Genomic DNA, 25,653 nt, shown 5'->3' with positions numbered 1-25,653 from the left:
TCGGTGGCGACAGGACCCCCGACGGCTACAGGACTCCCGGCGGCTACAGGAGTCCAGACGTCGACAGCAGCAACAGCAGCGCGACGACGACGGCGGCGATCGTGACGAGCTTCCATGCGATCGCGAGCACGACCCGGCCGATCACGATAACGATCGCGACCGCCACGAGCGCGATCAGCACCTGTCCCAACGGGGTGGACGCGAAGCCCGGTTGCAGGGGAAGCGTTCCGACCGTCGACGCGAGGTCGGCGGTGACCGTCGCAGTCTCCGGGACGGGAAGGATGCCGTTCATACCGTCCCGGAGGGACACCGACGGCATAAGTCTGTGGCCCAGCCGCCCGCTCCGTCCGACATTTATAAGAATGTAGTTAGATCGACGTCGAATCGGCGATGTTCGGCTCGTTTCGCGGAGCTCCGTCGTCGATGCGTGTCCGTGTGATTGACCCTCTCCCGTTCTCCGAACACCCCTTCGATTCCACTGTATAAACCGCCGGCTGCTGTCGATGTCCGGGGTTTCGTATTCACTTTCGCTCCGGAGGGGGCATCCTTATGTGGGTCGCCGACCGATTACGGAGACGTGCGTGCGCGGGACGGTTGCCGCGCCGACGAATACTACTCAAGTACTCGACACGATCGCCCACGTGGACCGGGAAGGGAAGATACAAGGGTCCACCGCGACAGTCCAATATCACGATAGATGCACGAGACAGCACACGATCGAGGGGGCGTCATCCCGCGATGAGCGGGAGCGATCTCTCCGCCGACGAACTCGAACTGCCGATCAAACGAACCACGGGCGAGACGCTCGAGGACCGGCTCACGGCCAACGCCTATCACAACATTCTGCCCGCCCGATATCTCCGGAAGGACGCCGACGGAAACCAGATCGAAACCCAGGAGGATCTGTTCGTCCGCGTCGCGAAGAACGTCGCGCTCGCGGAGGCGGTCTACGAGGCCGAAAAGCGGGACGTCGAGATCACGGTCACGCCCGACCAGATCAAGCCGGACCACCCGCGCCGCGACGAGCTCGCGAGCGAGGTCTTCGGCGCCGGCGTCACCGCCGGCGACGACGCCGAAACGACCCTGACCGCACACAACGTCAACAAGTTCTCCTACGAGACGATCGTCCCCGAGCTTCCGGCCGAAGTGCGCGATCACGTCGAGGAGACGGCGTCGACGTTCCGCGAGGGGATGGAGTCGCTCTCCTTTATGCCGAACTCGCCGACGCTGATGAACGCCGGCGACGAGCTCCAGCAACTGTCGGCCTGTTTCGTCGACTCTCCCGACGACGACATCACCGACATCCACCAGACCGCCAAGGAGGCCGCGGAGGTCTTCCAAAGCGGGGGCGGTATGGGCTATGCCTTCTGGCGATTACGCCCCTACGGCGACGCCGTCGGCTCCACGGGCGGGATCGCCTCGGGGCCGATCACCTTTATGCGGACCTACGACCAGATGTGTGAGACGATCGCACAGGGCGGCGCCCGGCGCGGCGCCCAGATGGGCGTGATGCGCGTCTCCCACCCCGACGTCATCCAGTTCATCCACGCGAAGAACAAGGACGTCTCCCTGGCGCACTCGCTGCGGCTCAACGACCCGGACGACTACACCCACACCTCCTTCAAGGACGCCCTCGATGAGGCCCGCGAGCTGATCGACGACGAGGGGCGCGTCCCCAAACACCTCCGGAACGCCGTCGAGGGCCACCTCTCGAACTTCAACATCTCCGTGGGCGTCACCGACGACTTCATGGAGGCGCTGTACAACGACGAGGAGTTCACCTTCACGAACCCCCGTACCGAGGAACCCCACATCGCCACCGCCGAGACGAAGGAGCTCTACGATATGTTCGACCTCGGCCACCACGTCGAGGTCGGCGAGGAGCTGTCGGTTCCGGCCGACGAGATCTGGGAGCACATGGTCGAGGGCGCCCACGAGAACGGCGAACCCGGCGTCATCTACCTTGAACGGGTCAACAAGCAGCACTCCTTCGACGTCGAGGAGCATCCCGACCACCGCATCCTCGCGACGAATCCCTGCGGAGAACAGCCGCTCGAGGAGTACGAGGCCTGTAACCTCGGTCACATCAACCTCTCGACGCTGGCGGACCTGGACGCGCCCGACTGGCGCGTCTGGAGCGAGGAGCACGCCGACGAGTACGACTCGACGGAGGCGGCCGTCGACGCCTTCCTCGAGGAGGCGATCGACTTCGAGGCGTTCGACGAGCGCATCGACTACGGCACGCGATTCCTCGAGAACGTGGTCACGATGTCGGACTTCCCGGTCCCGGAGATCGAGCAGAAGGTCCGGGACATGCGGAAGATCGGCCTCGGCGTGATGGGGCTGGCCCAGCTGTACATCCAGCTCGGCGTCCGGTACGGCTCCGAGACCGGCAACGAGATCGCCGGCCAGCTGATGACCCACATCAACCACGTCTCGAAGGAGACCTCCCACGAGCTGGCCGCGGAGCGCGGCTCCTTCAACGACTGGGCCGACTCGAAGTACGCGGACCCCACCGAGTACCGCGAATGGTTCGAACACCACACGGGCGAGGACGCCGACGAGTGGGCCGACGGCTACCCGATCCGCAACCACAACACGACGACGATCGCACCGACCGGCACGACCTCGATGGTCGGCAACACGACCGGCGGCTGCGAGCCCATCTACAACGTCGCCTACTACAAGAACGTCTCCGACGACGTCCAGGGCGACGAGATGCTCGTCGAGTTCGACGACTACTTCCTGCGGACGCTCGAGGCCAACGACATCGACGTCGACGCGGTCAAACGCGAGGCCCAGGAACAGATGTCGAACAACGAGTTCGACGGCGTCGAGGGGCTCGAGACGGTTCCGAACCCCATCGGCGAGCTGTTCGTCGTCACCGGCGACCTCTCGGGCAAACAGCACGCAGCCGTCCAGTGTGCCTGTCAGCGCGGCGTCGACTCGGCCATCTCGAAGACCTGTAACTTCCCCAACTCGGCGTCGGCCGAGGACATGGACGAGGTCTACCGCTACATCTACGACCACGGCGGGAAGGGCGTCACCGTCTACCGCGACGGCACGCGCTCGAAGCAGGTGCTGACGACGCGCGCGAAGAACGCTGAGTTCGCCGACGAGTCCGAGGCGGCCGAGACGATCGTCGAGCAGATCCAGGAGGTCTTCGGCGGCGTCGAGGCGTTCCTCGACAACGAGGACGTCCGAGCCCAGCTCGACGCGGAGATCGACGAGCTGCTCGAGGCCAGCGAGCGGCCGACGGTCAACTACGCGGAGACGCGCCCCCGTCCGGACTCGCTGAACGGCGTCACCCAGCGGATCGAGACGGGCTACGGCAAGCTCTACGTGACGATCAACGAGGACGAGAACGGCGGGCCCTTCGAGCTGTTCGCCAACATCGGCCACTCGGGCGGCTACACGAACTCCTTCACGGAGGCGCTCGCGAAGGTCATCTCGACGGCGCTCCGCTCGGGGGTCGACCCCGTCGAGATCGTCGACGAGCTGCAGGGCACCCGCAGCCCGAAGGTCGCCTGGGACAAGGGCGAGCAGATCCAGTCGATCCCGGACGCCATCGGCACGGCGCTGCGGCGCTACCTCGACGACGAGATCGACAAGGGGATCCCCCAACAGCAGTCCCTGAGCGAGCTCGAGGAGAACGGCGCCGAGGACGTGCCCGCCACCGGCGCGGAGCAGACGGACGGCGGCGGGGTTGCCGCCGACGCGGCGGCCGGCGAGGCCGGTCAGGCGCCGAGCGTCGACGACGTGGCCGCCGAGCCCGACCAGGACGCCACGCAGGACCTCATCGCCGCCGGCGAGTCGCCGGAGTGTCCGGAGTGTGGCGGCCTCAGCCTCTACTTCTCGGAGGGCTGCAAGACGTGCGAGTCCTGCGGCTGGTCCGAGTGCTGAAGCTGAAGCGATAACGGCGCCGACGTTCGTTTTTCGGTTCGTCGCGGTTTCGTGGGTCGGTTCGCTTTCGCTGTCGCCGGTCGGCTCACCGCGAGAGATACGACACGATCCGACAGTTCCGCCAGCCGTGCGCGTGCGTGGTGCGAGTCGGCGCGTCGACGTCGAAGGAATCGACGGCGGCGTGGAAGACGGCCTCGGGGTCGTCGTATCGCCGGAAGAGCCACCAGGTGCGCGCGAGCAGGCGAAACCGCCGCGTGAGCGAAAGCTCGGGGGTTTGTGAGAGCGTGTCGTATCCCAGATCACGGATCAGCCGGTGGTGGTCCGCATAGAGGACCGCCGCCAGCAGGACCGCGAGCTGGCAGTCCTCTGGCAGGTACCGGATCCCCGCCACGCCCTCGGCGTAGAGGCCCTCGGTGCGGGCAAGCTCCGCCCGGATCGCGGACGCGACCGACTCGTCGAAGCGCAGCTCCCGGACCTGATCGACGGAGGCGCCGTGCTCGCGCAGCGTCTCGGCGGGCAGGTAGACCCGGTCGCGCTCGCGGACGTCCTCGCCGACGTCACGGAGGAAGTTGCTCATCTGGAACGCCTCGCCGAGCTTCGTGGCGTGCGGGAGCGCCCGCTCGGGGTCGTCGACGTCCATCACCGCGGTCATCATCCGGCCGACCGCCGCCGCCGACCCGTCCATATATGCCTCGAGATCGGCGTACGTCTCGTAGCGTGACCGGTCGACGTCGCTGGCCATCGCCGCGAGGAAGACGTCGACGTCGGCCTCGGCGATACCCGTTTCGGCTCTGAGGTCCCGGAACGCCGCGAGCACCTCGTCGTCGGGGTCCTCGCCCGGCGGCTCCTCGCCGAGGACGACCCGGCGGATCCGCTCGAGTTCGGCCCGTTGCTCGGCCGGCGGGGCGGCGTCGGCCGCGTCGACGACCTCGTCGGCGACGCGAAAGAAGCCGTAGAGGACGTACGTGGGATATCGGATCCGTTCGGGGAGCAGGCGCGTGGCGACGTGGAAGGTCGCCCCCGTTCGCTGCTGGATCCGCTTGCCGCGGGCGACCCGGTCGTCCTCGATCATCGGTTCACCCTCGGCGCGTCGCGATCGGCCATCACGGAGCGATCGGACGTGGATGTGCGGGTTCCCATACCATCGGATCACACGGGACGTAGACCCATAATTGTTCGTGCGGTTTCGCTCCCCGGCGACGGCGCCGCACGCCGATCGGCTCGATTATACGTCGCTTACGGAGAATCAAGGAGAAAGCCCCACACTTCAGCGCGGGGATGAATCCGACAACTCTTCTCTAATCCTCGGTTCGATGGCACGGCAGGATATTCTATGCTGTATAATCCATACCTTCAAGTAATTTTATTTACATAGATTACGTATGGCAAAACAGGTCGTCACGCGCACCTATACTGCTTCCATTCGGAATCAGTCACGGGTGCAAGACGACCTTGACGCCCTCGGGTTCGCAGCCTCGAAACTCTGGAACGTCGGACGGTGGACATGCAGCCGGGTCTGGGACGAGATCGGACACATCCCAAACCACACCGAACTCACAGCGTCCCTCAAGACCCACGACCGCTATGATGACCTGCATTCTCAGTCAAGTTCGTTCGAGACGGCTTCGCCGTCTCGTGATGCCAATGAGCTTCGCTCATTGAGCACAGCGAGTCCTTCAAGAACTCGCTGAAGCGTTCAGTGGGTGGTATGGCAAACGACGCAACGGAGATACGAGAGCGAACCCGCCCGGCTACCGCAAACGCGGTGACGACCACCCGCGTTCGACGGTGACGTTCAAAGCCGCCGGCTTCAAACTCGACACTCAGTACGACCGCGTCCGACTCTCTAAAGGATCGAACCTCAAAGAGTATTGGTCGGACTTCATCCTCTGTAAATTCCAAACTCGTCCCGACGTTGACCTCTCCGCCGTGGAGACCGTCCAACAAGTGAAGGCGGTTTGGTCAGGCGATGCGTGGGTGCTTCACTTCGTCTGTAAGGTTGAGAGTGAGGTAGCTGAGTCGCCCGGCGAGAAGACCGTCGGTATCGACCTCGGGATCAACAACTTCGCCGCACTCGCCTACGAAGACGGCCACAGCGATCTCTACCCGTTGAACTGTCTGAAGCAGGATGACTACTACTTCAGCAAGCGACTCGCGCAGTGTGCCGACTCAAACTCTGCGCAAGCCACGCGGCTGAATCAGAAGAAGTCGGCTCGCCGCACGCACTACTTCCACACGCTCTCGAAGCACATCGTTCAGCGGTGTGTTGAGAAGGGCGTGGGGACGATCGCGATTGGAGATCTGTCCGGCATCCGTGAGGATGACGAGAACGGTGAGTCGAAGAATTGGGGCAAACACGGCAATCTCGACTTGCATTCGTGGGCGTTCGACCGGTTCACGGAGCTGCTCACGTATAAGGCCGAGGTGGAAGGCATCAGTCGTGTTTAGTTAACTATGAAAAGTGAGGCGTGATGATTTCTGAGTGGTCTATGCCCGAAATCACACGCCTCAGCGGTGGTTGCGACTGGATCGATTTGGATTTTGTGGAGCGCGAGCGGACACCCCGATCGGCGATGAAGCTTGGTATTCAACTTCACGTTGCTGGTCTCTCACTTTCGAATACCATCTCGATTCTTGATAAGTTGGGTGTCACACGCAGCCGAAAAGCCGTCCACGATTGGGTACAGAAAGCCGATCTGCAACTTGACGGAGGTGCCAATCCGGAACAAGTGGCGGTTGATGAGAGCGTGATCCGAATCAATGATCAGCAGTACTGGTTGTACGCGGCGGTCGATCCATCTACAAACCACTTCCTTCATATTCGGCTCTTTTCCACGTATACGACTGCAGTAACTGAGATCTTTCTCAGAGAGCTCCGTGAGAAACACGATGTTGATGACACGCTATTTCTTGTCGATGATGCGGATTGGTTGCAAACCGCGCTCCAACGACACGGCCTCGATTTCAGATACGAACGCCACGGAAATCGTAACAGCGTCGAACGTATCTTCCGTGAGATAAAACGACGCACCTCTTCGTTCTCAAACTGTTTTAGCCACGTTGATCCAAGCACAGCTGAAACGTGGTTACACACCTTCGCCGTCTGGCACAATGCTACAAACTAAACACGACTAAGGCATCACCGTTGAGGAGGTGTCCGAGCGTGACACGTCGAAGTCGTGTTCGTGTTGTGGCCGCAAGCGGGATGGGAACCGTGTTGAACGCGGACTGTACGTCTGCGACGAGTGCGGGACGACGGCGAACGCGGACGTGAACGGGGCGGAGAACATTCGGCAGAAAGTATCTCCGAGTTCACCGAATCTGTCGGTGAATAGGAGTAACGGCTGGTTGGCACAGCCATCGACGTTCCTGTTTGACAAGGAGACTGGCGCGTTCGCGCCTCAAGAACGGGTCACGTCGTAAACCACAATATCCCAACCCAGCGGCGCGGTGCCGTGGGAATCCTCGCGCTTCAGCGCGGGGAGGATGTCAACGGACAGATCGTGTGTCCCTACCGAGGCGGGTCGTCGGTCCCCTCAATAGAAGGTGTCGCTACAGTCGTAGATCACGCCGTGGGTCGGGCAGACGTACTTGCAGTGACGGTGGATCATCGGCTCCGAACATAACGGACAGGGTCGTCCGCCGGCCCCACCATCGGCCGGGCCCGACTCTCCGGACTGCCCCGATTCGCCCGCCTGCCCCGGTTCGATCGCCTGCTCCGACATACTGCGAAATAGCTGCCGACAGCTCTTAATTCCGATCGGTCTCGGGATCGCACGCATCCTCATCGGAGGGCACGTCCCGCGAACCGCCGGCGCGTCCCCACGTCCCGCGCTTGCGGGGGTCGAAGACGCGCGCGTCGAACCGGTCGGCGCGGACGAGTCCGACGCCGAAGGCCGCGGCCACGGCGGCCGGCAGAAGGGCCCCGAACCGGAGGCCGATCCCGCCCCAGAGGATCACGAAGCTCACCATGTCGTCGAGCATGAACGGACACGACTCGAGCCGGGCGAGCAGCCGGTCGCGGTCGAAGGCCCGATCGAGCGCGAGGACGGCGACGGTCGCCGAGAGCACCCAGCCGAGATAGTTCGAGAGCGGGACGCCGTAAAACGCGCCGCCGGCGTCGTAGCGCCAGAACCCCAGCGCGACCGCGCCGGGGTCCAACACGACGTCCATCGCGACCACGGTCGCGATCACGGCCAGCAGGCGGACGGCCGGGTTGCCGGCTCGTGGGCCCAACAGCAACAGACACAGCAGGTAGGCGTTCACTACGAGCGGGATGAAGAAGACCGGAAGCGCGAGCGGGACGCCGCCGAGCATCGGCCCGAGGTCGACCCCGTAGCTGAACGCGCCGTAGGGCCAGCCGGTGGCCACGCCGACCGCCTCGATCACGTAGGTGTAGGCCACGAGCACGCCCAGCCACGCGGCTGCCCGTCGGTCGACGAGCGGCAACACGCCGGCGACCAGCGGGGACCGCATCACCAGCACGCCGGCCAGCAGAAACCACGGGTTGAACGCCAGCGGGTCCGGCAGCCACCCCGCCGCGCTCGCGACGAGCGAGACCGCGCCGACGACGGGGAACACCACCGCGATCGTGAACCGGTTCTCCGCGACGATCCGGTCGAACGCGGCCTCGACGTCGTCCCGCGTTCGCGGGAGCCGGCTCGTCGTTGATTCGAGCGCTCCGGTCCCCGAATCCTCACGCGACACTCACGATCACCCCGATGAGGGCCCGCATTTCGAGCAGGTCCCACGCTTCCGCCGGGCTCACGATCCGGGTCAGGCCGCCGATCGTGAGGAGCGTGCCGACGACGGTGTTGAGCGCCGGGAACCACCAGTAGGCCCGGTCGACCGCCACGCCGGTCGTCGCGACGCCGACGACGAAGGCCGGGTAGACGCCCAACAGCGCCCCGATCCGGGGATCGATGAGTGCGAACGCGGCCGCCGCAAGCGTCCAACAGCCGGCACAGTAGCCGTAGGTCCGCCGCTCGCCCAGCACGGTCGCGGTCGTTCGGATCCCCGCCGCCCGGTCGGGTTCGATGTCGGGGATCGCCGAGAACGTGTGCATCGCCATCGCCCACGTCCAGGCGCCGGCGAGGGCGGCCACCGGGGGGTGGGTTCCCGACACCGCCGTGTAGGCGGCCGCGCCCGGCAGGACGTACAGGCCGTTCGCGGCCGAGTCGAGAAGCGGCGTCGTCTTGAACCGGACCGGCGGCGCGCTGTAGCCGACCGCGAGGAGGAAGAAGCCGACGAGGTACGGCCACGCGATCGACGGCGTCACGGCGACCGTCACGAGTCCCAGCACGCCGGCCGCGACCATCGCGGCGGTGACGACTCGATCGCCGCGCCACCGCGCCTCGCGTCCCTCCGCGGCCGCCTTCTTCGGGTTCTCGGCGTCGATCTCCGCGTCGAACCGGTCGTTGACGCCGTACAGCAGGACGTTGGCCGGCACGAGGAAGTAGCCGAACAGGACGAGCGCGGGCGGGGCGACCAGCTCCGGGACGGAACCGGCGCCGAAGGCGACGCCCACGACGACCGGCCCGGCCAGATAGAACCAGAACCGGGGCCGCGACAGCACCAGCAGGTACCGAAGCCGGTCGCGAGCAGTCGGTGCGGGCGCGGGGGGCGCTGCGTCGGCGTCGTCCTCCCCGACCGGCTCGCTCGACGTCACGATCCCGTCACGTACTCGGCGGTCAGTTGGCCGCTGATGAGACACATCGGGACGCCGATCCCCGGCGTGGTGTACGAGCCGGTGAAGTAGAGCCCGTCGACCGCCTCGGAGACGTGCGGCGGCCGGAGCAGCGACGTCTGCCGGAGCGTGTGCGCGAGCCCGAGCGCCGACCCCCGGTAGCTGTTGTATCGGTCGGCGAAGTCACTCACCGAGAACGTCTCCTCGACGACGATCCGGTCGCGCAGGTCAGTCCCCGTATGCTCGGCGACGTCCTCCAGGATCAGGTCCCGATACCACGCCCGCGTCTCCGGGTCGTCGTCCAATCCGGGGGCGATCGGCACCAACGCGAAGAGGTTGCTGTGGCCCGCGGGAGCCACCGTGTCGTCGGTCTTCGAGGGGACACAGAGGTAGTAGGCGGGGTCGCGTGGCCACTCCGGGGTCTCGAAGATCCGATCGAAGTGCTGCGCCCACTCGGTGGGCAGGACGAGCGTATGATGGGCCAGCTCGGGGACGTCGCCCTCGACGCCGAGATAGATCAGAAACGCCGACGGCGCATACGTCCGGGACTCCCAGTACTCGTCGGTGTACTGCCGTTTGTTCGGCGGCAGCAGCTCCCGCTCGGTGTGGGCGTAATCGGCGTCCGAGACGACCAGATCGGCGAGGTACCGCTCGCCGTTCGCGGCGTCGACCGCGAACCCGCCGCGACGCCCCTCGATCGCGGTGGCCTCGGCGTTCCTCACGTACTCCACGCCCAGCTCCGCGCCGAGGTCGACGATCGCGTCGACGACCGCGCCGATCCCGCCGTCGGGATAGTAGACGCCCATATTGAAATCGACGTGGCTCATCAGGTTGTACAGTCCCGGCGTGTTCGTGGGCGACCCGCCGAGAAACACGAGCGAATACTGCATCAGCTGCTGGAGCTTCGGATGCTCGAAGTATCCCTCGACGTGGTCCTGCATCGAGCCGAGCAGCGAGAGCCCGTGGGCGTGCCGGAGGACGTCGCGGTCGACGTAGTCCCGCAGCCGCGGGCGGTCCTCGTAGACGAAATGCTCCATCCCGACCTCGTAGGTGTACTCCGCCTCCTCGAGGTATCGTTCGAGCGCCTTGCCGGCGCCAGGCTCGTAGGACTCGAACAGTTCCTTGTTCGCCTCGCGGTCGGGCCCCACGTCCACGCGATCCCCGTCCTTCCAGAAGACACGGTAATGCGGGTCCAGCCGGGAGATCGAGTAGTAGTCGGACGGCGACCGGTCGAAGTGGCCGAAGAACCGCTCGAAGACGTCGGGCATCAGGTACCACGACGGGCCCATGTCGAACCGGAACCCGTCGGTCTCCAGCCGGCTGGCCCGGCCGCCGAGCTGCTCGTTCTTCTCGAGGAGGGTCACGTCGGCGCCGGCGTCGGCCAGGTAACAGGCCGTCGAGAGGCCGCCGAATCCGCCGCCGATGACGACGACCGACTCGCCCGCAAGCGAGTCGATCTCCGGATCCACGTCCATGGCGGTCGTACGGGCGTCCACGGTATAAAAGCCGGCGCGACGTGCCGCGACTCCGCCGTCCGTCGCGACCGTAGCCGTCCCGTCCGCTTCGCCGTTCAGTTCTCGAGCGCCGCGCACGCCGCGTCGACCCGGTCGCCGATCGTGGACCGGTCGGCGACCGGTAGCAGGGGTGGCCGGACGTCGGCGTTCGAAACCACGCCGCGGTGTGCCAGCGCCGCCTTGGTCGCGGGAGCGAACCCGTGGTCGGTACACGCCTCGAAGAGCGGGCTGATCGCGCCCTGCTGGAGTTCACGACCACGGGGGTCCTCGGCGTGTTCGAACGCCGCTCGGAGGACCCGCGGCACGACGTTCGAGAGCGCGTTGATCCCGCCGTCGCCGCCGGCCCGGAGCGCGGGAACCAACAGCGCGTCGTATCCCTGGAGACACCGGAACGCGTCGGGCGTCTCCCGGACGAGCCGCGAGAAGTACGCCAGGTCGCCGCTGGAGTCCTTGATCCCGATCGCCCGATCGTGGTCGGCGACCGCGGCCACCGTTTCGGGCTCGATCCGGGTGCCGACGCACTGCGGAATGTTGTATAACAGCACGGGAAGCGGCGACCGGTCGAGCACCGTCTCGAACACCCGACGGTTCCCCGCCGGCGCGGTCGCGGTCGCGAAGTACGGCGCGACCACGGCGGCCGCGTCGGCGCCGGCCGCCTCGGCCGCCTCGATCGCGGCGACCGTGTCCGGCACGTTCGTGGCGGCGGCCCCGGCGATCACCGGCACGTCGACCGTCTCCGCGGTCACTTCGATCACGCGGCGGCGCTCGGCGGCGGTCAGGCTCGGGAACTCCCCGGTCGTTCCGCACGGAAAGACCCCGTCGATCCCGCCCGCCTCGAGGTGATCGAGGAGGGCGACGAGCGCCTGCTCGTCGACGGCGGACTCACCGTCGTCGGTGGCTCCGGAGTTGGCGTCGACCCCGCCGTCGGTGAACGGCGTGACGATCGGCGCGGTGATCCCGGTGAGTTGCTCTCGGACGTTCATGTGCGACCGATCGGTCGACCCTCATAAATAACCGCCTCACGACGACCGGTGGCGTTTCGCGATCAGCGACGCGAATGGTGGCGTTTCGCGATCAGCGACGCGAACCCGTTCGACGGTCGGATCACAGGGGTTATCGGGGGCAACGATAAATCCGCCGATACATGTCACAACGAGAAACCTGGGCGACCCGCGTCGGGTTCGTCCTCGCGGCGATCGGTAGCGCGGTCGGACTCGGGAACCTCTGGCAGTTCCCGTTCAAGACGGCGACCAACGGCGGTGCGGCGTTCGTCGTCTTCTACCTCGCTGCCGTCTTCCTGATCGGCTTCCCGGCGATGCTCTCCGAGTTCGTGCTCGGCCGCCGGACGAAACGAAACGCGATCGACGCGTTCGGGCGACTCGGATCCGGACCCTGGCGGGTCGCCGGCGCGCTCGCGGTGGTCACCGGCTTCTGGATCCTCTCGTACTACAACGTCGTCGGCGGGTGGGTCCTGCGGTACATCCTCGGCAGCGTGAACGGCGCGTACTTCGCGAACCCCGGCGAGTACTTCGCCGCCGTCTCCGCCGGTCCCGGCGCGGTCCTCGCGCAGGCCGTCTTCCTGGCGATCGTCGTCGGGATCGTCGCGCTCGGCATCGAGGACGGTATCGAGAAGGCGACGAAAGTGATGGTCCCGAGCATCGTCGTCCTGATGGTCGCGCTGGCGATCTGGGTCTCGACGCTGCCCGGTTCCGGCGAGGGATACGCCTTCTTCCTGTCGCCGGATCTCTCGACGATGGTCGCAAACGCCGGCAGCATCATCCCGTTCGCGGTCGGGCAGGCGTTCTTCACCCTCTCGCTCGGGATGGCGATCATGATCACCTACTCCTCGTACGTCGGCCGCGACGACAACCTCATCCTCGACGGCGGGTCGGTCGTCATCACGAACACGCTCGTGGGAATCCTCGCCGGCCTCGTCGTCTTCCCGATCCTGCTGACGATCGGTGCGGGGGCGGACATCACGACCGAGACCGGCGGCGCCGGCGCCCTGTTCGTCGCCACCGCTGCCGGGTTCGGGTCGGTGCCGTTCGGCCGCCTCTTCGGCGTCGTCTTCTTCGCCGTCGTGTTCATCGCCGCGCTCTCCTCGGCGATCAGCCTCCTCGAGGTGACGGTCTCGTACGCCAACGACAATTATGACGTTCCGCGACCGGCCCTCTCGGTCGCCATCGGCGTCGCGCTCTTCCTGCTCGGCGTTCCCTCCGCGTGGAACACCGGCTGGCTGACCTGGTTCGACAACATCGCCTACCAGCTCCTGCTCCCGCTGTCGGTGCTGCTCACCGTCCTGTTCGTCGGCTGGGTGCTGGGACGGGAGGCCGTCGACGAGCTGCTCTCGGGCGCCGAGGCGTACGCGACGTTCGGCACGGTCTGGATCTGGACGATCCGGCTCGTGGTCGTCGGCGGCGTCCTCCTCACGCTCGCGCTCGGGATCAACGAGCTGTTCCTCGTCGAGGACGCGGCCTTCTTCGCCCCGTTCTGACCGCAGCCGTCCGTTGACAGGTTTTTGGCCCGTTGATCCCGCCGTCGCTCCGTCTCGTCAGCCTTTTTCGCGCCGGCACCCGAGCGCACGACGATGACGAGATCCACGTGGCGGACCCGAATCGGGTTCATCCTGGCCGCCGTCGGAAGCGCGGTCGGCATCGGGAACATCTGGCGGTTCCCGTGGTTGACCGCCGAAAACGGCGGCGCGGCGTTCCTGACGGTGTATCTCCTGTTGGTGGTCGGGGTCGGCGTCCCGGGACTCATCGGCGAGTTCGTGATCGGTCGCCGCAGCAACCGCAACCCGGTCGGAGCCTTCGACGAGCTTGCCGGCCGGTGGTTTCGCCCGCTCGGCGCGATCGCGCTGTTCGCGTCGACCGTGATCCTCTCGTTCTACTCGGTCGTCGGCGGCTGGATCCTCCGGTACACGGTCGCGAGCACGACCGGCGCGTACTTCACGGCGCCCCAGGAGTACTTCGCCGCGATCGATTACGGGCTCGGCGCCGTTGGCTTTCACGTCCTCTTTCTGGCGATGACCGTCGCCATCGTCTACCTCGGCGTCGAGCGCGGGATCGAGCTGTCGACGACGGTGATGGTGCCGGGGATCGTCGTCCTCTTCGGCGCGCTCGCGGTCTGGGCGTCGACGCTGCCGGGTGCCGGCGGCGGCTACGACTTCTACCTCTCGCTGGACGTCGCGTACCTGCGTGAGAACCTCTTCAGCGTACTTCCGGCCGCGGCCGGACAGGCGCTGTTCACCCTCTCGGTCGGCGCCGGCACGATGCTCACCTACTCCTCGTATCTCGGCGAGGACCGGTCGCTGGCCGCCGACGGTACCCTGATCGCCGTCCTCAACACCGCGATCGGCGTGCTCGCCGGCCTGGTCATCTTCCCGCTGCTGTTCTCGTTGGGCGTTTCGCCCGGCCAGGGCGGTCCGGGTGCGCTGTTCGTGGGTCTCGCCGGCGCGTTCGCCGAGCTTCCCTACAGCCGCCTCGTCGGCGTCGTCTTCTTCGGCGTCGTCCTGCTGGCCGCCCTCTCCTCGGCGATCAGCATCCTCGAGGTGCTCGTGGCCTACCTCGTCGACGAACACGGCCTCTCTCGGCAACGAGCGACCCTCGGAACGGGCGGACTCTTTGTACTCACCGGCAGCGTTGCCGCCCTCTCGCCGTCGGTCTTCGCGTTGCTCGCCGACACGCTCGCGAACGTCGTCCTCACGGCCGGGCTCCTCGGGTTCCTGCTGTTCGACGGCTGGGTGCTCGGACGGATCGCCCGCGAGGAGTACGCACGCGGCGCCGGGCCGATCGCCCGTCTCTTCGAGCTCCCGTGGTACTACGCGATCGCCGTCGTTCTGCCGGTCTTTCTCGCGTTCACGCTGGTCACCGGCGTCGGTGGTATCCTCGGGGTCGACGTCTCGACCGGCGGGGCCGCTGCGGTCGCGCTCCTCGGCGTCGTCGGCGCGATCCTCGCGCTTCGTCGGCGCGCCACTCCCGCGTGAGCGCGTTGACGTGACCGACGCCGACGCTCCTCGAGGGGTACAATTATACCGTTTCACGCCCTGAATCCACCCGTGCGTGCACAGTCGTCGGCCATCGGGGGGATCATGATCCTCGGCGTCGTCATCGCCGTCTCGACCACGGCCGGCGTCGCCGGACTCGCCGCCGTGACCGACGACGCCGCCGACCGTTCGTCGGCGACGCTGGTCGAGACGGAGGTGACTGCCTCCGCCGTCACCGTGACCCACGCCGGCGGCGATGCGCTTCCTGCCGGCGACGTGTCGATACGGGTGGAACACGACGGCGAGGTCGACCGCTATCGGCTGAACGGGACGGACGGTCCCGGAGCCGTCACTCCCGTCGAGGCAGAGACCTGGCAGCCCGGCGACGAGTGGCGACTCACGTCGCCGCCGTACGATCCCGACGACGCCGTCGTCGTCGAGGTGATACACGATCCCACCGGCGAGGTGCTCGACCGAACGTCCCGTGACCCGACCGGGACGGACGAGCCGGACGGGGACGACGCTGACGATGACGGCGATGACGGCGATGACGGCGATGACGTCGATGATGACGGTGTGGACGGCGAGGATAGCGAGGCCGACGAGGGCGAGGCTGACGCTGACGAGGACGCTGACGACGCTGACGACGCTGACGACGACGCTGACGATGAGGACGACGATGAGGACGACGACGAGGACGACTGACGCTGACGATGAGGACGACGACGAGGACGTCTGACGCCGGTCGGATCAACCGGTCGACTCGGATACCCAGCCGCCGCCGTTTCGACGGACGACGTACCATCCCATCGACAGGCCCTTATGGGCGGTTCTCGAACTCCGGGGTATGACTGCCGTCGGCATCGACGCGATCGAGATCCGAACGGGCAAGCTACAGCTCGACCTGCCGAACACCTTCGCGCCGCGCAAGGGCGAGGACCCCGAGAAGTACACCAAGGGGCTGGGCCTCGAGACGTCCTCGTTCCCGGACGTCTACGAGGACATCGTCACGATGGGGGCCAACGCGGCCAAGCGGTTGCTGGACCGAAAGGGGATCGAGCCTGACGAGATCGGCCGGATCGACGTCGCGACCGAGTCGGCCTTCGACCACTCGAAGCCGGTGTCGACGTACATCGCGGGCTGTCTCGAGCAGGTCTACGACGGCGACTTCAGACACGCCAACAAGGGCGAGCGGAAGTTCGCCTGCGTTTCCGGTACCCAGGCGATCGACGACGCCTACAACTGGATCCGCGCCGGACGCAACCGCGGGCGGGCGGCGCTGGTGATCGCGACGGACACGGCGCTGTACGAGCGCGGCGACCCGGGTGAGGCCACCCAGGGGGCGGGCGCGGTCGCGATGCTCGTCACCGAGGATCCCTCGATCGTCGAACTGTCCACGGATCAGGGCTACGGGAGCATGGACGAGACCGACTTTCTCAAGCCGAACCAGCAGTTCCCCAGCGTCGACGGCAAGCGCTCGATGCAGGTGTACCTCGCGCGGATGCGCGAGGCGCTCGAGGACTACGAGTCGGTCGCCGGCGCCGTGGAGCCCGACACAGTCGCGTACGCCCCGTTCCACACGCCGTTCCCGGGGATGGTCCGCAAGGCCGGTCTCTTCGCCTACCGGCACATCACGCGTAACACTCCGGTCGAGGACGAGCTGGCCGACGCCATCGGGCGCCAGCCCCGGGAGGCCGACTACGAGTCCCGGGAGGCCTACGAGGAGGCGATCAGCGAGTACATGGACGCGCTCAAGGGAACCGACCGGTACCGGGAGTGGTACGCCGCCACGATCGAGCCGACCCTCGAGCTCTCGCGGGTCGTCGGCAACTGGTATACGGGATCGGTCCACCTCGCCCGCACCAGCGCGCTGCGGCACGCGGCCGAGCGCGGTCTCGACGAGGAGTTCGTCGGCGAGCGCCTACTGGTCGGCTCGTACGGCTCCGGCGCGCAGGCGGAGATCCACTCCGAGACGGTCCAGCCCGGCTGGCGCGAGGAGATCGAGGCGATCGACATCGACGAGCAGCTCTCGTCACGGTACGACCTGTCCTTCGAGGAGTACACGCAGGTCCACGAGGTCCACGATTACGACAAGTCGGTCGACGTCGAGGAGTTCACCGTGCCTGACGGCGAGTTCGTCTTCACCGGCTGGGGCCGGATGAACGAGCGCACCTACGAATACGTCGAGTAGCGCGCCGCGGCTGCCGGCGTCACCGGTTCACGGTGTTGGGATTCAAACGTCCGGATCGATCGGCACGCCGTCCTCGGTCCGCGGGGCGACGTGGTCGATGAAGGACTCCACGTCCGGCTCCCGGACCGTCACCGACACCGCGATGTCGCCGAGCTCGTCCGGCGCGCCGACCGCGAAGGTGACGACGCCCTCGAAGGCCGGCTGCTTCTTGATCGCGAACTCGAACCCGTCCTCGTCGGCGGTCTCGAAGAACACGCGACGGGCCGTATCGAGGATCTCCTGGTCGTGGAGCACGTCGGAGAAGGGATCGAGCGTGTGCGTCTCCGCGATCAGTCGCCGGTCGCGAAACTCCAGGTCGGCCTCCGGGAAGACGTTCCGGACCGCGTCGGCGACCCGGTCGGTCACCTCCGTGTCGTTGACCGGCGCCTCGATCCGTACGTCGATGCTGTAGATCACGCTCCACCACCCCGGTTGGCCCGGTCGGTCCGGACGGCATCGCCGGCGGCCGCGTCGTCGGTGTCGGCCGCGTCGTCGGTGTCGGCCGCGTCGTCGGTGTCGTCAGCATCGGCCGCGTCAGCGCTCGCCGCTTCGACTCCGAGCAGGTCCCGGACCCGGTCACGGAACGCCGACAACGACTCGGTGTTGTCGATCTCGACGTCGGCCGCCTCGATCACCTCGCCGAGGCCCAGCTCGAGCTCCCGCTCGTCGCGCTCCCGGAGGGCCTCGACGTCCGCGTCCGCCGCGTCGCGGCCGCGTTCCGCGAGCCGTTTCGCGCGGACGTCGAAGGGGGCCCGGATCGCCACGAGCGTGAAGTCGTCGCCGAACGCCTCCTGGAACCGTTCGAGCTCGACCGGCGACCGGAGCCCGTCGACGAGCACCGTGTCGGCGTCGCTCGCGTCGTCGTCCCCGCCCGAGTCCGCGTCCGCGATCGCCTCCCGGATCCGGGGGACGGTTCGGGCCGCGATCGCGTCCGGGCCCTCCTCCTCGCGGAGCGTGCCGGCGATCCGGCCGTGGTGTTCGGCCGGGTCGAGCCCGCGGTTTCGACACGCCTCGCGGATCACGTCGCCCATCACGACGACCGGGATCCCAGCCTCGTCCGCGACCGTCGCCGCTTCCCCCTTCCCGCTTCCGGGAAGCCCGACGGTACCGATGACTCGCATTATCGGGTCGTCGGCCATGCCGGCCATTAAGCGCTGCGGAGCGCCCCCGACCGGGGACGTCGGCGCCGCGATCGTCGTCAAGCGGCACGGAGGAACCTCATTCCTTATAAGCGATCGACCGTACGTGCGAGTGAGGGCACGTAGCTCAGCCCGGATAGAGCGTCGGACTTCTAATCCGATGGTCGTGGGTTCGAATCCCACCGTGCCCGTACAGGGAGGAGCGTCGCGACGACCGAACCGGTACCCAGGGGATTCGAATCCCTGGAAGTCACAGCCCGCACAGCCGAGCGAAGCGAGGCGAGCAGGACTGTCTTCCTCCGGTTCGAATCCCACCGTGCCCGTTCCTCACGTCGTTCGTCACGCACGGTTGACCCCCCGTTCGCTTCGCTTACGGGGATCCCACCGTGCCCGAACTCGCGTCCCTTCCGTCCGGGATATATAAGGCACGTCCGCACGACGTACGGTACATCCGCGGGGACGGGCGACGACCCGTTCCCGGTCGCGGCACACACGACAGGACGTGTCCCAATGACGACGCAGCCATCCGACGACCGGCCGATCGAGGGCGAGACGATGAGCGACGCGGCGATCGATGCCGCCCTTCAGTCACACGGCGCGGGCGTACTCGCGCTCGCGGACGGAAACGACGCGTACGCCATCCCGATCTCGTTCGGCTATGACGCCGGTCGGGTCGTCTTCGTCTACTGGCAGTTCGGCGCCGAGAGCCGGAAGGTCGCGTTCACGGAGGCGACCGACCGCGCGTGTCTGACCGTCGTCGAGCACCGGTCGCCGACCGACTGGCGGAGCGTCATCGTTCGCGGGCCGCTGTCCCCGATCGAGCCCGACGAGCGAACGACCGTCGGGAAGCTGATGGACGAGAACGCCTGGGTGCCGGACCTGTCGGTTCTCGAGGCGCGTCGCCTGTCGCCCATCCCCTACGAGCTGTCGATCGAGGAGGCCACCGGGCTCCGCGGAGCGGACGCCGACCCGTTGCTGGAGTAGATCGTTCCCCGACGTGCCGTCCGCCGGGCGTTCCGCCGTACGCTTTTAACTGAGGCGTCCGAACGGACGCCCATGCGAGGCATCAAGATCGGGACCGCCTTCGGCATCCCGATCAGACTCAATTGGACGTTCCTGCTTGTCCTGCCCTTCTTCGCCTTTCTGATCGGCCAGGACATCTCGATGATCGCGTCGACGATCGGCGGCGCGCTCCCGGTGACGATCGACGTCGAGAACCTCTCGGGCGGCTCGCTGCCGTGGGTCCTCGGGCTCGCCTCCGCGCTCGGGCTGTTCGTCGGCGTCCTGCTCCACGAGTTCGGGCACTCGCTGGTGGCGATGCGGTACGGCTACGAGATCGACTCGATCACGCTGTGGCTGCTCGGCGGGCTCGCCAGCTTCACGGAGTTCCCCGAGGACTGGCGCCACGAGTTCTGGATCGCGATCGCCGGCCCGGTCGTCTCGATCCTGGTCGGGGTCGGCTGTTACGCCCTCCTCCTGCTCACGAGCGGCATCCCGTCGGGGTCGCTCGGCTTTCCGGGCGGGATCGACGCGGTCCGGTTCGTCTTCGGCTATCTGGCGGTGTTGAACGTCGTCCTCGCGGTGTTCAACATGCTGCCGGCGTTCCCGATGGACGGCGGCCGGGTCCTCCGGGCGCTGCTCGCGCGGAACGCGCCGCACGCGGAGGCGACCCAGCGCGCCGCCGCGATCGGGAAGGCCTTTGCGTTCGTGCTCGCGATCGTGGGGCTGTTCTCCAACTGGTTCCTCATCTTCCTCGCGCTGTTCATCTACATCGCGGCCTCCGGCGAGGCACAGCAGACGACCCTCAACGCCGCCTTCGAGGGGGTCACGGTCGCCGACGTGATGACCCCGGCGCCCGAGCTCGACGTCGTCACGGAGGAGACGACCGTCGCCGAGCTGATCGACCGGATGTTTCGCGAGCGCCACACCGGGTTTCCCGTGATGGACGGCGAGGTCCTCGTCGGAATGGTGACGCTGGAGGACGCCCGCGGAGTCGCCGAGGTCGAACGCGACGCCTACCGCGTCGAGGACGTGATGGAGGTCGACCTGGTGACGGTCTCGCCGGACACCGAGGCGATGGACGCGCTCCAGACGATGCAGCGCAACGGCGTCGGACGCCTCCCGGTCGTCGACGGGGACGGGGATCTGGTCGGACTCGTCTCGCGGACCGACCTGATGACGGCGTTCAACGTCATCCGGAACAGCGGCCGCCCGACGGCGGTAACCGGCCGCGCGCTGGGCGGCGATCGCGGCGTGCCCTCGGTCGAACGGTAACCGGCCGCGCGCTGGGCGGCGATCGCGGCGTGCCCTCGGTCGAACGGTAACCGGCCGCGCGCTGGGCGACGATGGCCACGAGCAGCGACGATGGTCGAACGAGAATGGACGGTGGTCGAACGAGAAGCGGCCGCTGACCGGACGTCGAGGTCGGTCTATCCGTCCGTTTCGGTCTCGTCCGCCCCCGGCGCGTCCCGCTTGACGCTTTCGACCGCGTCCACCGCGGCCGACCGCGAGGTGTACCCCTCGCCGGAGTCGGCGAGCACGTTGCCGTTCCGGTGGCGGAGCCGCCAGCGCCACTCGCCGGCGTTGTCCTCGTAGACCTCGAAGGCGGCGTCCTCGAAATCAAGGACGTCAGCGTCCGGCACGTAGTTTTGTACCCGTTCGACCGCGTCCGTCGCGTTCCGTTTCGACGCGTATCCCTGCCCGGAATCCGCGATGATGTTGCCGTTGTCGTGTCGGAGCCGCCAGCGCCACTTGCCGGCGTTGTCCTCGTAGACCTCGAAGGTTGCGCCCATGGTTCGAGTACTACTGTTCGGGCAGCGACATAATTGTACCGCCGACCGGGGCGCGACGGGATGCGACGTGATCGGCCGAGACGGACGCCCCCGAGGAGCCCCGTCGACGTCCTACTCGTCGTCGAGGATTTCAAGCGGGGCCTCGACCGCGTTCGATCGAACGCTCTCGATCCCCTGGCGAGCCTTCGACCGCGAGGAGTACCCTTGTCCCGAGTCCGCGAGGATCTCTCCGTTCTCGTGGATGAGCCGCCACCGGTATTTCCCGGCTGCGTCCCGGTAGAGCTCGAACGCCGTCGGGTCGATCCGGAGATAGTCCGCGCCCGCGACGTGCGAGCGGACGCCGTTCATCGCTCGAACCGCGTTGGATCGGGAGGCGTATCCCTCGCTCGAGTCGGCGATGACGTTGCCGTTGTCGTGCCGGAGCCGCCAGCGCCATTCGCCGGCGTTGTCCTCGAAGAGTTCGAAGCTGCTCTGGCTTGGGGCCGATTCAGAGGGCACCGCCAGGTCCGGATCGTCGGCGTCATCGGGCACCGAGGCGTCCGCCGAGCCCTCATCGCCCACCGCGCGCGCGTCGTCTCCGCCGGTTGCATCGGCCCCGCCGGCCGCGTGCGCCTCGTCTTTCGGAGCCACGTCCGGTTCGATCCGCAACACGCCGGCCCCGAGCGCGTTCCGCATCACGCTGTGCATTCCCTGTTGGCACTTCTGGCGTGAGCTGTACCCCTGCCCGGAGTCGGCGATGACGTTGCCGTTCCGGTGCCGAAGCCGCCAGCGGTACTCGTCGGCGGCGTCCGCGTACAGCTCGAATCGGGCCCGACTGCTTCGGACCGCCTCCAACTCGCCCTCGGTCGCCGCCAGCTCCTCCTCCAGCTCGCGAACGCGGGTCTCCGTCTCCTCGAGCTCCGCCGTCGTCCCGGCAGCCGTCTCCTGTAGCTGCTCGTGTTCCTCGTACACCGGATCGGTGGCGATCGGAACGATCGCTCCCGCGAGGGCGATGAGCAGGATCCCGAGCGCGTAGAGGGCCATCACGCCCGTGTGTCCCGCGCCCGGCTCCCAGCCACCCGGATAGACCACCACGAACCAGGCTATCGCGACGAGACAGATCCCCGTACCGAGTGTCGCCAGCGTCGTCGCTCGTTTCCGGAGCGGGAACCGAACGATCGATCCGAGCATCACCACCGGGGCGCCGATCCCGCTGAGCACGACGCCGTACTGGCGATACGCGTAGTTCACCGCCCCCGCGCCCGAACCGCCGGCGTTTCCGGCCGTATACAGAACCACGCCGAGCAGCGTGAGGACGACCCCAAGCGCGAACAGCCAGTATCCGCGCACCTCGTCGTCGGTCCGTGGCGTTCCGATCCGCTCCGCGTACACGTCGGTCAGCCGGTTCGACGGTTTGTTATTCGGCATACGGTACCCATCACCGCGTGGGTATTTACCAGTATGGGTCGGATCGACGGGCTACGCAGCCACTGCGCCGCTGCGTTCCTCGGTTCGGCAATTCATCCGGTCAGCGCGGCCGCCTCGCGGAGCCGGGTTTCGGTGATCCCATCGTATTCGGCCCGTCGATGGCATCCCGGACACAGCGTGACGACGTTTCCGAGGTAATGGGCGTCGGCGACCGTATGCCGGTCCGACTCCGCGAACAGCCGCACCGGCAGGAGGTGATGGACGTCGGGATTGCGTCCCAGCTCGTCCCGCGTCGTGCCACAGATCACGCAGGCGTGGCCGTCCCGCTCGAGCGCCCGCCGGCGAACCGCCGCCCAGCCCGGCCCGTAGTTTCGGTCGCTTCCCCCACCCCTCCAGTTCGGATGGCCCTCGCCCGTGAACGACTCCGAGAGCCACCGGGCGTGACACGAACGGCTGCACAGAACCACGTCATATTGGTCCCGTTCGAACGGGCGTCGTTTCACCTCCGTTCCACAGATCGAACAGTCACGCACTTTCCTGCCGCCCCTCCAATTCGGATGGCTGGTCCCCGAGACGACCGGTGGATCCTGCCAATCCTCGGACTCGACACACGATCGACAGTATCGTCCGGGTTTCTCGGACGGATAATACTCGAACTCGGATCCACACAGCTCACACGAGGACGTCGTTGGTCCTCCTCGATAATTCGGGTTATTCGACCCGGCATATGCTCCGGACTCCTTGAGACACTCCTCGGAACAGTACCGCTTCGCATACGGTGAGTGAAATCGCTCGCCACAGTGGTCGCACGTTCGGTTCGGAAGCTTCTCGCCGTGTATTTGGCTGTGGTGGACCCCCAGGCCGCGTTGGCTATCAAATGATCTCTCACACTGTGGACATTGATGGGCCATATTCCAGCTGTGGCGCCTTCAGTAATAATGGTTCTCGAAGATAGATTATGTCAAAAATATTTGAGTCCGGGTGCGAGAATCGAACCCGCGTCTCAGCCTCCACAAGGCTGAAGGATAACCACTACCCCAACCCGGACACGCAGCCGTACGTATCCCGGTGTGACGGATATACGTTACGACTTCCCCGTTCCGTGCGACGATTCGGCATACGCTGATGATCCGTTTCTCCGAATCAGTGGATGAAACGACACCACGCCCCTTTTACTCACCCACCGCCTATTTCGCCCCAACTGTGGCGATCACGGACAAGATCTACGTGAAGAACCACCGCCAGCTGGCATCCCAGCTAGAGGCGAGCCTGCCGAAGGGAGCCTTCGCCGGCGCGACGCTCGATCTCCTGTTCACCGGCGACGGGATCGCGAAGCTCGATTCGGCGACCCGCGATCGGGTCCTCGACTTCGCCGAGGACTTCCTGGATTGCGACTGCGATCAGAACCCCTACTGCGGCTGTCCGGAGCGGAAGTTCGCCCGCTATCTCCTCGAGCTGCGAGCCGAGGGACTCGGCCCGAACGCGATCGTCGACGTGATGACCGACGATTATATGGTCTACGCGTACACCGGCGACGTCCGGTCGTTCCTCGACGACTCCATCCGGACGATGGAGGCCGTCGAAACGCTGGCGGACGTCGACGGTCATCCGGAGATGGCCGACCGCGCCCGACAAGCGAAACGCGATCTTTCGGGCTAACCGCTCCTCCCTCCGGAGTTCGTCCGGAGTCCGTCCGAGATCGACCGTCGGCTATCGTTTAAACTCGATCGCGGCTCCCTGTCCGAACCCGACACAGAGCGTCGCAAGCCCGCGGTCGACGTCGCGAACGTTCATCTCGTGAACCAGCGTCACCGGGAGCCGGGCTCCCGAGGCGCCGAGCGGGTGCCCGATCGCGATCGCGCCGCCGTTCACGTTGAACCGGTCGTCCGGGATCCCGAGTTCGCGTTTCGAGTGGACGCACTGCGAGGCGAACGCCTCGTTGAGCTCCACCAGGTCGTAGTCCTCGATCGACGTCCCAGCCCGCTCGAGGAGGCCGCGAGTCGCCGGTACGGGCCCGATCCCCATCACCGTCGGGTCGACGCCGGCGACGGCGTTCGTGCCGACCTCGGCGAGAACGTCGAGCCCGTGGTCCGCGGCGAACGCCCGACTCGTGACGAGCGTCGCCGCCGCGCCGTCGGATATCTGGGAGGCGTTCCCGGCCGTCACCGTGCCGTCCCCGGTGAATGCCGGCGGCAGTTCGGCGAGCGCCTCCAGGGAGGTGTCCGGGCGGATCCCCTCGTCCGTCTCGACGATCCCATCGGGCGTCTCGATGGGGACGATCTCCCGGTCGAACCGGCCGGATTCGGCGGCTTCGGCCGCCCGTCGATGGCTCTGGACCGCGTATTCGTCCTGTGTTCGACGGCTCACGTCGTACCGCTCGGCGACCGTCTCGGCGGTCATCCCCATCTGTAGCTGGAAGACGTCGTATCGCTCGGACAGCTCCGGATGAAGGGTCTCGTAGGTGCTCGTATCCATCGGCACCCGGGACATGTTCTCCACGCCGCCGGCGATGATGCACTCGCGGTTGCCGGCCGCGATCGCGTCCGCTGCCGAGATGATCGCCTGCATCGAGGAGGCACACCACCGGTTGATCGTCGTCGCGGGCACGCGCTCGCCGAGCTCCGACAGCAGCGCGATGACCCGCGCGACGTTGTTGTCCTGTTCGCCGCGCTGCTGGGCGACTCCCCACATCAGGTCGTCGACGTGGTCGGCGGTGAGGCCGGTGGTCTCGAGGATCCGGTCGATCAACGCGACCGACAGGTCCTCGCTACGCACTTCGCTGAGGGCGCCGCCGTCCTTCCCCTGTGGCGTCCGTTGGGCGACCGCGATCACCGGTGTGGTGTCCTGCGACATACCGATCGGTCGGACCGGCGCCGGCTTAAATACGGGGACCGTACGCCGCCGCGGTCGCCGCGGCGCCGAACCGTCGCGCGTCTCCAGGCGCGTCTCCGACCGGCTGCTTCGACGCGCTTAAACGCCGCCCGTCCCAACTTCTGG

Annotated in this window: 18 protein-coding genes, 2 tRNA genes and 5 pseudogenes; 12 read left to right on the top strand and 13 right to left on the bottom strand. The window is 66.8% G+C overall.

Annotated features, from left to right (window positions below; translation table 11 throughout):
- Window positions 1-43 precede the first annotated feature (43 nt).
- Window positions 44-292 carry a hypothetical protein gene (locus tag CPZ00_RS04405; RefSeq protein ID WP_096389802.1) on the bottom strand — a complete coding sequence of 83 codons (249 nt, stop codon included), beginning with the start codon at window positions 290-292 and terminating at the stop codon, window positions 44-46.
- Window positions 293-738: 446 nt separating this feature from the next.
- Here CPZ00_RS04405 and CPZ00_RS04400 point away from each other — a divergent pair, with 446 nt between their 5' ends.
- Window positions 739-3,903, top strand: coding sequence for an adenosylcobalamin-dependent ribonucleoside-diphosphate reductase (locus CPZ00_RS04400; RefSeq protein WP_096389801.1), 3,165 nt, complete (start codon window positions 739-741; stop codon window positions 3,901-3,903).
- Window positions 3,904-3,988: 85 nt separating this feature from the next.
- Here the strand turns inward: CPZ00_RS04400 and CPZ00_RS04395 are convergent, their stop codons facing one another.
- Complete coding sequence (locus tag CPZ00_RS04395) at window positions 3,989-4,975, bottom strand: phytoene/squalene synthase family protein (protein ID WP_096391594.1); 987 nt, start codon at window positions 4,973-4,975, stop codon at window positions 3,989-3,991.
- A gap of 310 nt (window positions 4,976-5,285) precedes the next feature.
- On the opposite strand from CPZ00_RS04395, the pseudogene CPZ00_RS04390 reads away from it, so the two are divergent.
- The 3 genes and pseudogenes from CPZ00_RS04390 to CPZ00_RS04380 all read left to right on the top strand — a co-directional run.
- A pseudogene (locus CPZ00_RS04390) lies at window positions 5,286-6,342 on the top strand (RNA-guided endonuclease InsQ/TnpB family protein); the annotation flags it as partial.
- 50 nt (window positions 6,343-6,392) lie between these two features.
- Entirely contained in the window at window positions 6,393-7,028 is a 636-nt protein-coding gene (locus CPZ00_RS04385; RefSeq protein WP_096391572.1) for an IS6 family transposase, read from the top strand.
- 10 nt (window positions 7,029-7,038) lie between these two features.
- A pseudogene (locus CPZ00_RS04380) lies at window positions 7,039-7,326 on the top strand (zinc ribbon domain-containing protein); the annotation flags it as partial.
- Between the two features lie 113 nt (window positions 7,327-7,439).
- On the opposite strand, the pseudogene CPZ00_RS16070 reads toward CPZ00_RS04380, so the two are convergent.
- From CPZ00_RS16070 to CPZ00_RS04355, 5 genes and pseudogenes are all read right to left on the bottom strand, one after another.
- A pseudogene (locus CPZ00_RS16070) lies at window positions 7,440-7,556 on the bottom strand (HVO_2523 family zinc finger protein); the annotation flags it as partial.
- Between the two features lie 178 nt (window positions 7,557-7,734).
- Window positions 7,735-8,610 (bottom strand): annotated as a pseudogene (gene cruF / locus CPZ00_RS04370) (bisanhydrobacterioruberin hydratase); the annotation flags it as partial.
- Window positions 8,600-9,571: a prenyltransferase gene (locus tag CPZ00_RS04365; protein WP_096389798.1), complete on the bottom strand. Its 972-nt coding sequence runs from the start codon at window positions 9,569-9,571 to the stop codon at window positions 8,600-8,602. The gene CPZ00_RS04365 and the pseudogene cruF, both read right to left, overlap by 11 nt.
- Entirely contained in the window at window positions 9,568-11,064 is a 1,497-nt protein-coding gene (locus tag CPZ00_RS04360) for a phytoene desaturase family protein (protein WP_096391593.1), read from the bottom strand. Before CPZ00_RS04360 ends, CPZ00_RS04365 begins: the two co-directional genes overlap by 4 nt.
- Before the next feature lie 95 nt (window positions 11,065-11,159).
- The gene (locus CPZ00_RS04355) at window positions 11,160-12,086 is read right to left on the bottom strand and encodes a dihydrodipicolinate synthase family protein (protein WP_096389797.1); all 927 of its coding nucleotides are present in this window, start codon (window positions 12,084-12,086) and stop codon (window positions 11,160-11,162) included.
- A 161-nt stretch (window positions 12,087-12,247) separates the two neighbouring features.
- Between CPZ00_RS04355 and CPZ00_RS04350 the strand changes: the two genes are divergently transcribed.
- From CPZ00_RS04350 to hmgB, 4 genes are all read left to right on the top strand, one after another.
- On the top strand, window positions 12,248-13,597 hold the full coding sequence (locus CPZ00_RS04350; RefSeq protein WP_096389796.1) for a sodium-dependent transporter: 1,350 nt from the start codon (window positions 12,248-12,250) through the stop codon (window positions 13,595-13,597).
- Between the two features lie 93 nt (window positions 13,598-13,690).
- On the top strand, window positions 13,691-15,088 hold the full coding sequence (locus CPZ00_RS04345) for a sodium-dependent transporter (protein WP_096389795.1): 1,398 nt from the start codon (window positions 13,691-13,693) through the stop codon (window positions 15,086-15,088).
- A gap of 72 nt (window positions 15,089-15,160) precedes the next feature.
- Window positions 15,161-15,793 (top strand): hypothetical protein, encoded by a 633-nt coding sequence (locus tag CPZ00_RS15285; protein WP_157744174.1) that lies wholly within the window; start codon window positions 15,161-15,163, stop codon window positions 15,791-15,793.
- Window positions 15,794-15,935: 142 nt separating this feature from the next.
- The gene (hmgB, locus tag CPZ00_RS04335) at window positions 15,936-17,279 is read left to right on the top strand and encodes a hydroxymethylglutaryl-CoA synthase (protein WP_096389794.1); all 1,344 of its coding nucleotides are present in this window, start codon (window positions 15,936-15,938) and stop codon (window positions 17,277-17,279) included.
- Window positions 17,280-17,321: 42 nt separating this feature from the next.
- Here hmgB and CPZ00_RS04330 read toward each other — a convergent pair whose 3' ends face one another.
- Together CPZ00_RS04330 and CPZ00_RS04325 are read right to left on the bottom strand one after the other, a co-directional pair.
- Entirely contained in the window at window positions 17,322-17,735 is a 414-nt protein-coding gene (locus CPZ00_RS04330; RefSeq protein WP_096389793.1) for a coaE operon protein, read from the bottom strand.
- The gene (locus tag CPZ00_RS04325) at window positions 17,732-18,439 is read right to left on the bottom strand and encodes an AAA family ATPase (RefSeq protein WP_096391592.1); all 708 of its coding nucleotides are present in this window, start codon (window positions 18,437-18,439) and stop codon (window positions 17,732-17,734) included. Before CPZ00_RS04325 ends, CPZ00_RS04330 begins: the two co-directional genes overlap by 4 nt.
- 134 nt (window positions 18,440-18,573) lie before the next feature.
- Here CPZ00_RS04325 and CPZ00_RS04320 point away from each other — a divergent pair.
- From CPZ00_RS04320 to CPZ00_RS04310, 3 genes are all read left to right on the top strand, one after another.
- A tRNA-Arg gene (locus CPZ00_RS04320) sits at window positions 18,574-18,648 on the top strand.
- 319 nt (window positions 18,649-18,967) lie between these two features.
- The gene (locus CPZ00_RS04315; protein WP_096389792.1) at window positions 18,968-19,441 is read left to right on the top strand and encodes a pyridoxamine 5'-phosphate oxidase family protein; all 474 of its coding nucleotides are present in this window, start codon (window positions 18,968-18,970) and stop codon (window positions 19,439-19,441) included.
- A gap of 72 nt (window positions 19,442-19,513) precedes the next feature.
- The gene (locus CPZ00_RS04310; protein ID WP_096389791.1) at window positions 19,514-20,731 is read left to right on the top strand and encodes a M50 family metallopeptidase; all 1,218 of its coding nucleotides are present in this window, start codon (window positions 19,514-19,516) and stop codon (window positions 20,729-20,731) included.
- A 155-nt stretch (window positions 20,732-20,886) separates the two neighbouring features.
- On the opposite strand, the pseudogene CPZ00_RS04305 reads toward CPZ00_RS04310, so the two are convergent.
- The 3 genes and pseudogenes from CPZ00_RS04305 to CPZ00_RS04295 all read right to left on the bottom strand — a co-directional run bounded on the left by CPZ00_RS04305 (window position 20,887) and on the right by CPZ00_RS04295 (window position 23,703).
- Window positions 20,887-22,656 (bottom strand): annotated as a pseudogene (locus CPZ00_RS04305) (HVO_2922 family protein).
- Between the two features lie 92 nt (window positions 22,657-22,748).
- Entirely contained in the window at window positions 22,749-23,123 is a 375-nt protein-coding gene (locus CPZ00_RS15715; protein ID WP_199243389.1) for an HNH endonuclease, read from the bottom strand.
- Window positions 23,124-23,631: 508 nt separating this feature from the next.
- Window positions 23,632-23,703: transfer RNA gene (locus tag CPZ00_RS04295), tRNA-His, on the bottom strand.
- A 156-nt stretch (window positions 23,704-23,859) separates the two neighbouring features.
- Here CPZ00_RS04295 and CPZ00_RS04290 point away from each other — a divergent pair.
- The gene (locus tag CPZ00_RS04290) at window positions 23,860-24,315 is read left to right on the top strand and encodes a DUF5814 domain-containing protein (protein ID WP_096389789.1); all 456 of its coding nucleotides are present in this window, start codon (window positions 23,860-23,862) and stop codon (window positions 24,313-24,315) included.
- Window positions 24,316-24,366: 51 nt separating this feature from the next.
- On the opposite strand, the gene CPZ00_RS04285 is transcribed toward CPZ00_RS04290, so the two are convergent.
- Window positions 24,367-25,509 carry a thiolase family protein gene (locus tag CPZ00_RS04285; RefSeq protein ID WP_096389788.1) on the bottom strand — a complete coding sequence of 381 codons (1,143 nt, stop codon included), beginning with the start codon at window positions 25,507-25,509 and terminating at the stop codon, window positions 24,367-24,369.
- Between the last annotated feature and the right edge of the window lie 144 nt (window positions 25,510-25,653).

The sequence above is a fragment of the Halopenitus persicus genome (assembly GCF_002355635.1).
Lineage (GTDB): Archaea > Halobacteriota > Halobacteria > Halobacteriales > Haloferacaceae > Halopenitus > Halopenitus persicus_A.
The sequence above is the reverse complement of the archived record's forward strand: the minus strand, read 5'-3'. Positions and strand labels throughout refer to the sequence as shown.

What these genes read in the sequence shown, in the direction of transcription:
- CPZ00_RS04405 (WP_096389802.1), bottom strand. Translation starts at nt 292, where the DNA reads ATGAACGGCATCCTTCCCGTCCCGGAGACTGCGACGGTCACCGCCGAC.
- CPZ00_RS04325 (WP_096391592.1), bottom strand. Translation starts at nt 18,439, where the DNA reads ATGCGAGTCATCGGTACCGTCGGGCTTCCCGGAAGCGGGAAGGGGGAA.
- CPZ00_RS04385 (WP_096391572.1), top strand. Translation starts at nt 6,393, where the DNA reads ATGCCCGAAATCACACGCCTCAGCGGTGGTTGCGACTGGATCGATTTG.
- CPZ00_RS04395 (WP_096391594.1), bottom strand. Translation starts at nt 4,975, where the DNA reads ATGATCGAGGACGACCGGGTCGCCCGCGGCAAGCGGATCCAGCAGCGA.
- CPZ00_RS04315 (WP_096389792.1), top strand. Translation starts at nt 18,968, where the DNA reads ATGACGACGCAGCCATCCGACGACCGGCCGATCGAGGGCGAGACGATG.
- CPZ00_RS04400 (WP_096389801.1), top strand. Translation starts at nt 739, where the DNA reads ATGAGCGGGAGCGATCTCTCCGCCGACGAACTCGAACTGCCGATCAAA.
- CPZ00_RS04345 (WP_096389795.1), top strand. Translation starts at nt 13,691, where the DNA reads ATGACGAGATCCACGTGGCGGACCCGAATCGGGTTCATCCTGGCCGCC.
- CPZ00_RS04355 (WP_096389797.1), bottom strand. Translation starts at nt 12,086, where the DNA reads ATGAACGTCCGAGAGCAACTCACCGGGATCACCGCGCCGATCGTCACG.
- CPZ00_RS04350 (WP_096389796.1), top strand. Translation starts at nt 12,248, where the DNA reads ATGTCACAACGAGAAACCTGGGCGACCCGCGTCGGGTTCGTCCTCGCG.
- CPZ00_RS04310 (WP_096389791.1), top strand. Translation starts at nt 19,514, where the DNA reads ATGCGAGGCATCAAGATCGGGACCGCCTTCGGCATCCCGATCAGACTC.
- CPZ00_RS04360 (WP_096391593.1), bottom strand. Translation starts at nt 11,064, where the DNA reads ATGGACGTGGATCCGGAGATCGACTCGCTTGCGGGCGAGTCGGTCGTC.
- CPZ00_RS04285 (WP_096389788.1), bottom strand. Translation starts at nt 25,509, where the DNA reads ATGTCGCAGGACACCACACCGGTGATCGCGGTCGCCCAACGGACGCCA.
- hmgB (WP_096389794.1), top strand. Translation starts at nt 15,936, where the DNA reads ATGACTGCCGTCGGCATCGACGCGATCGAGATCCGAACGGGCAAGCTA.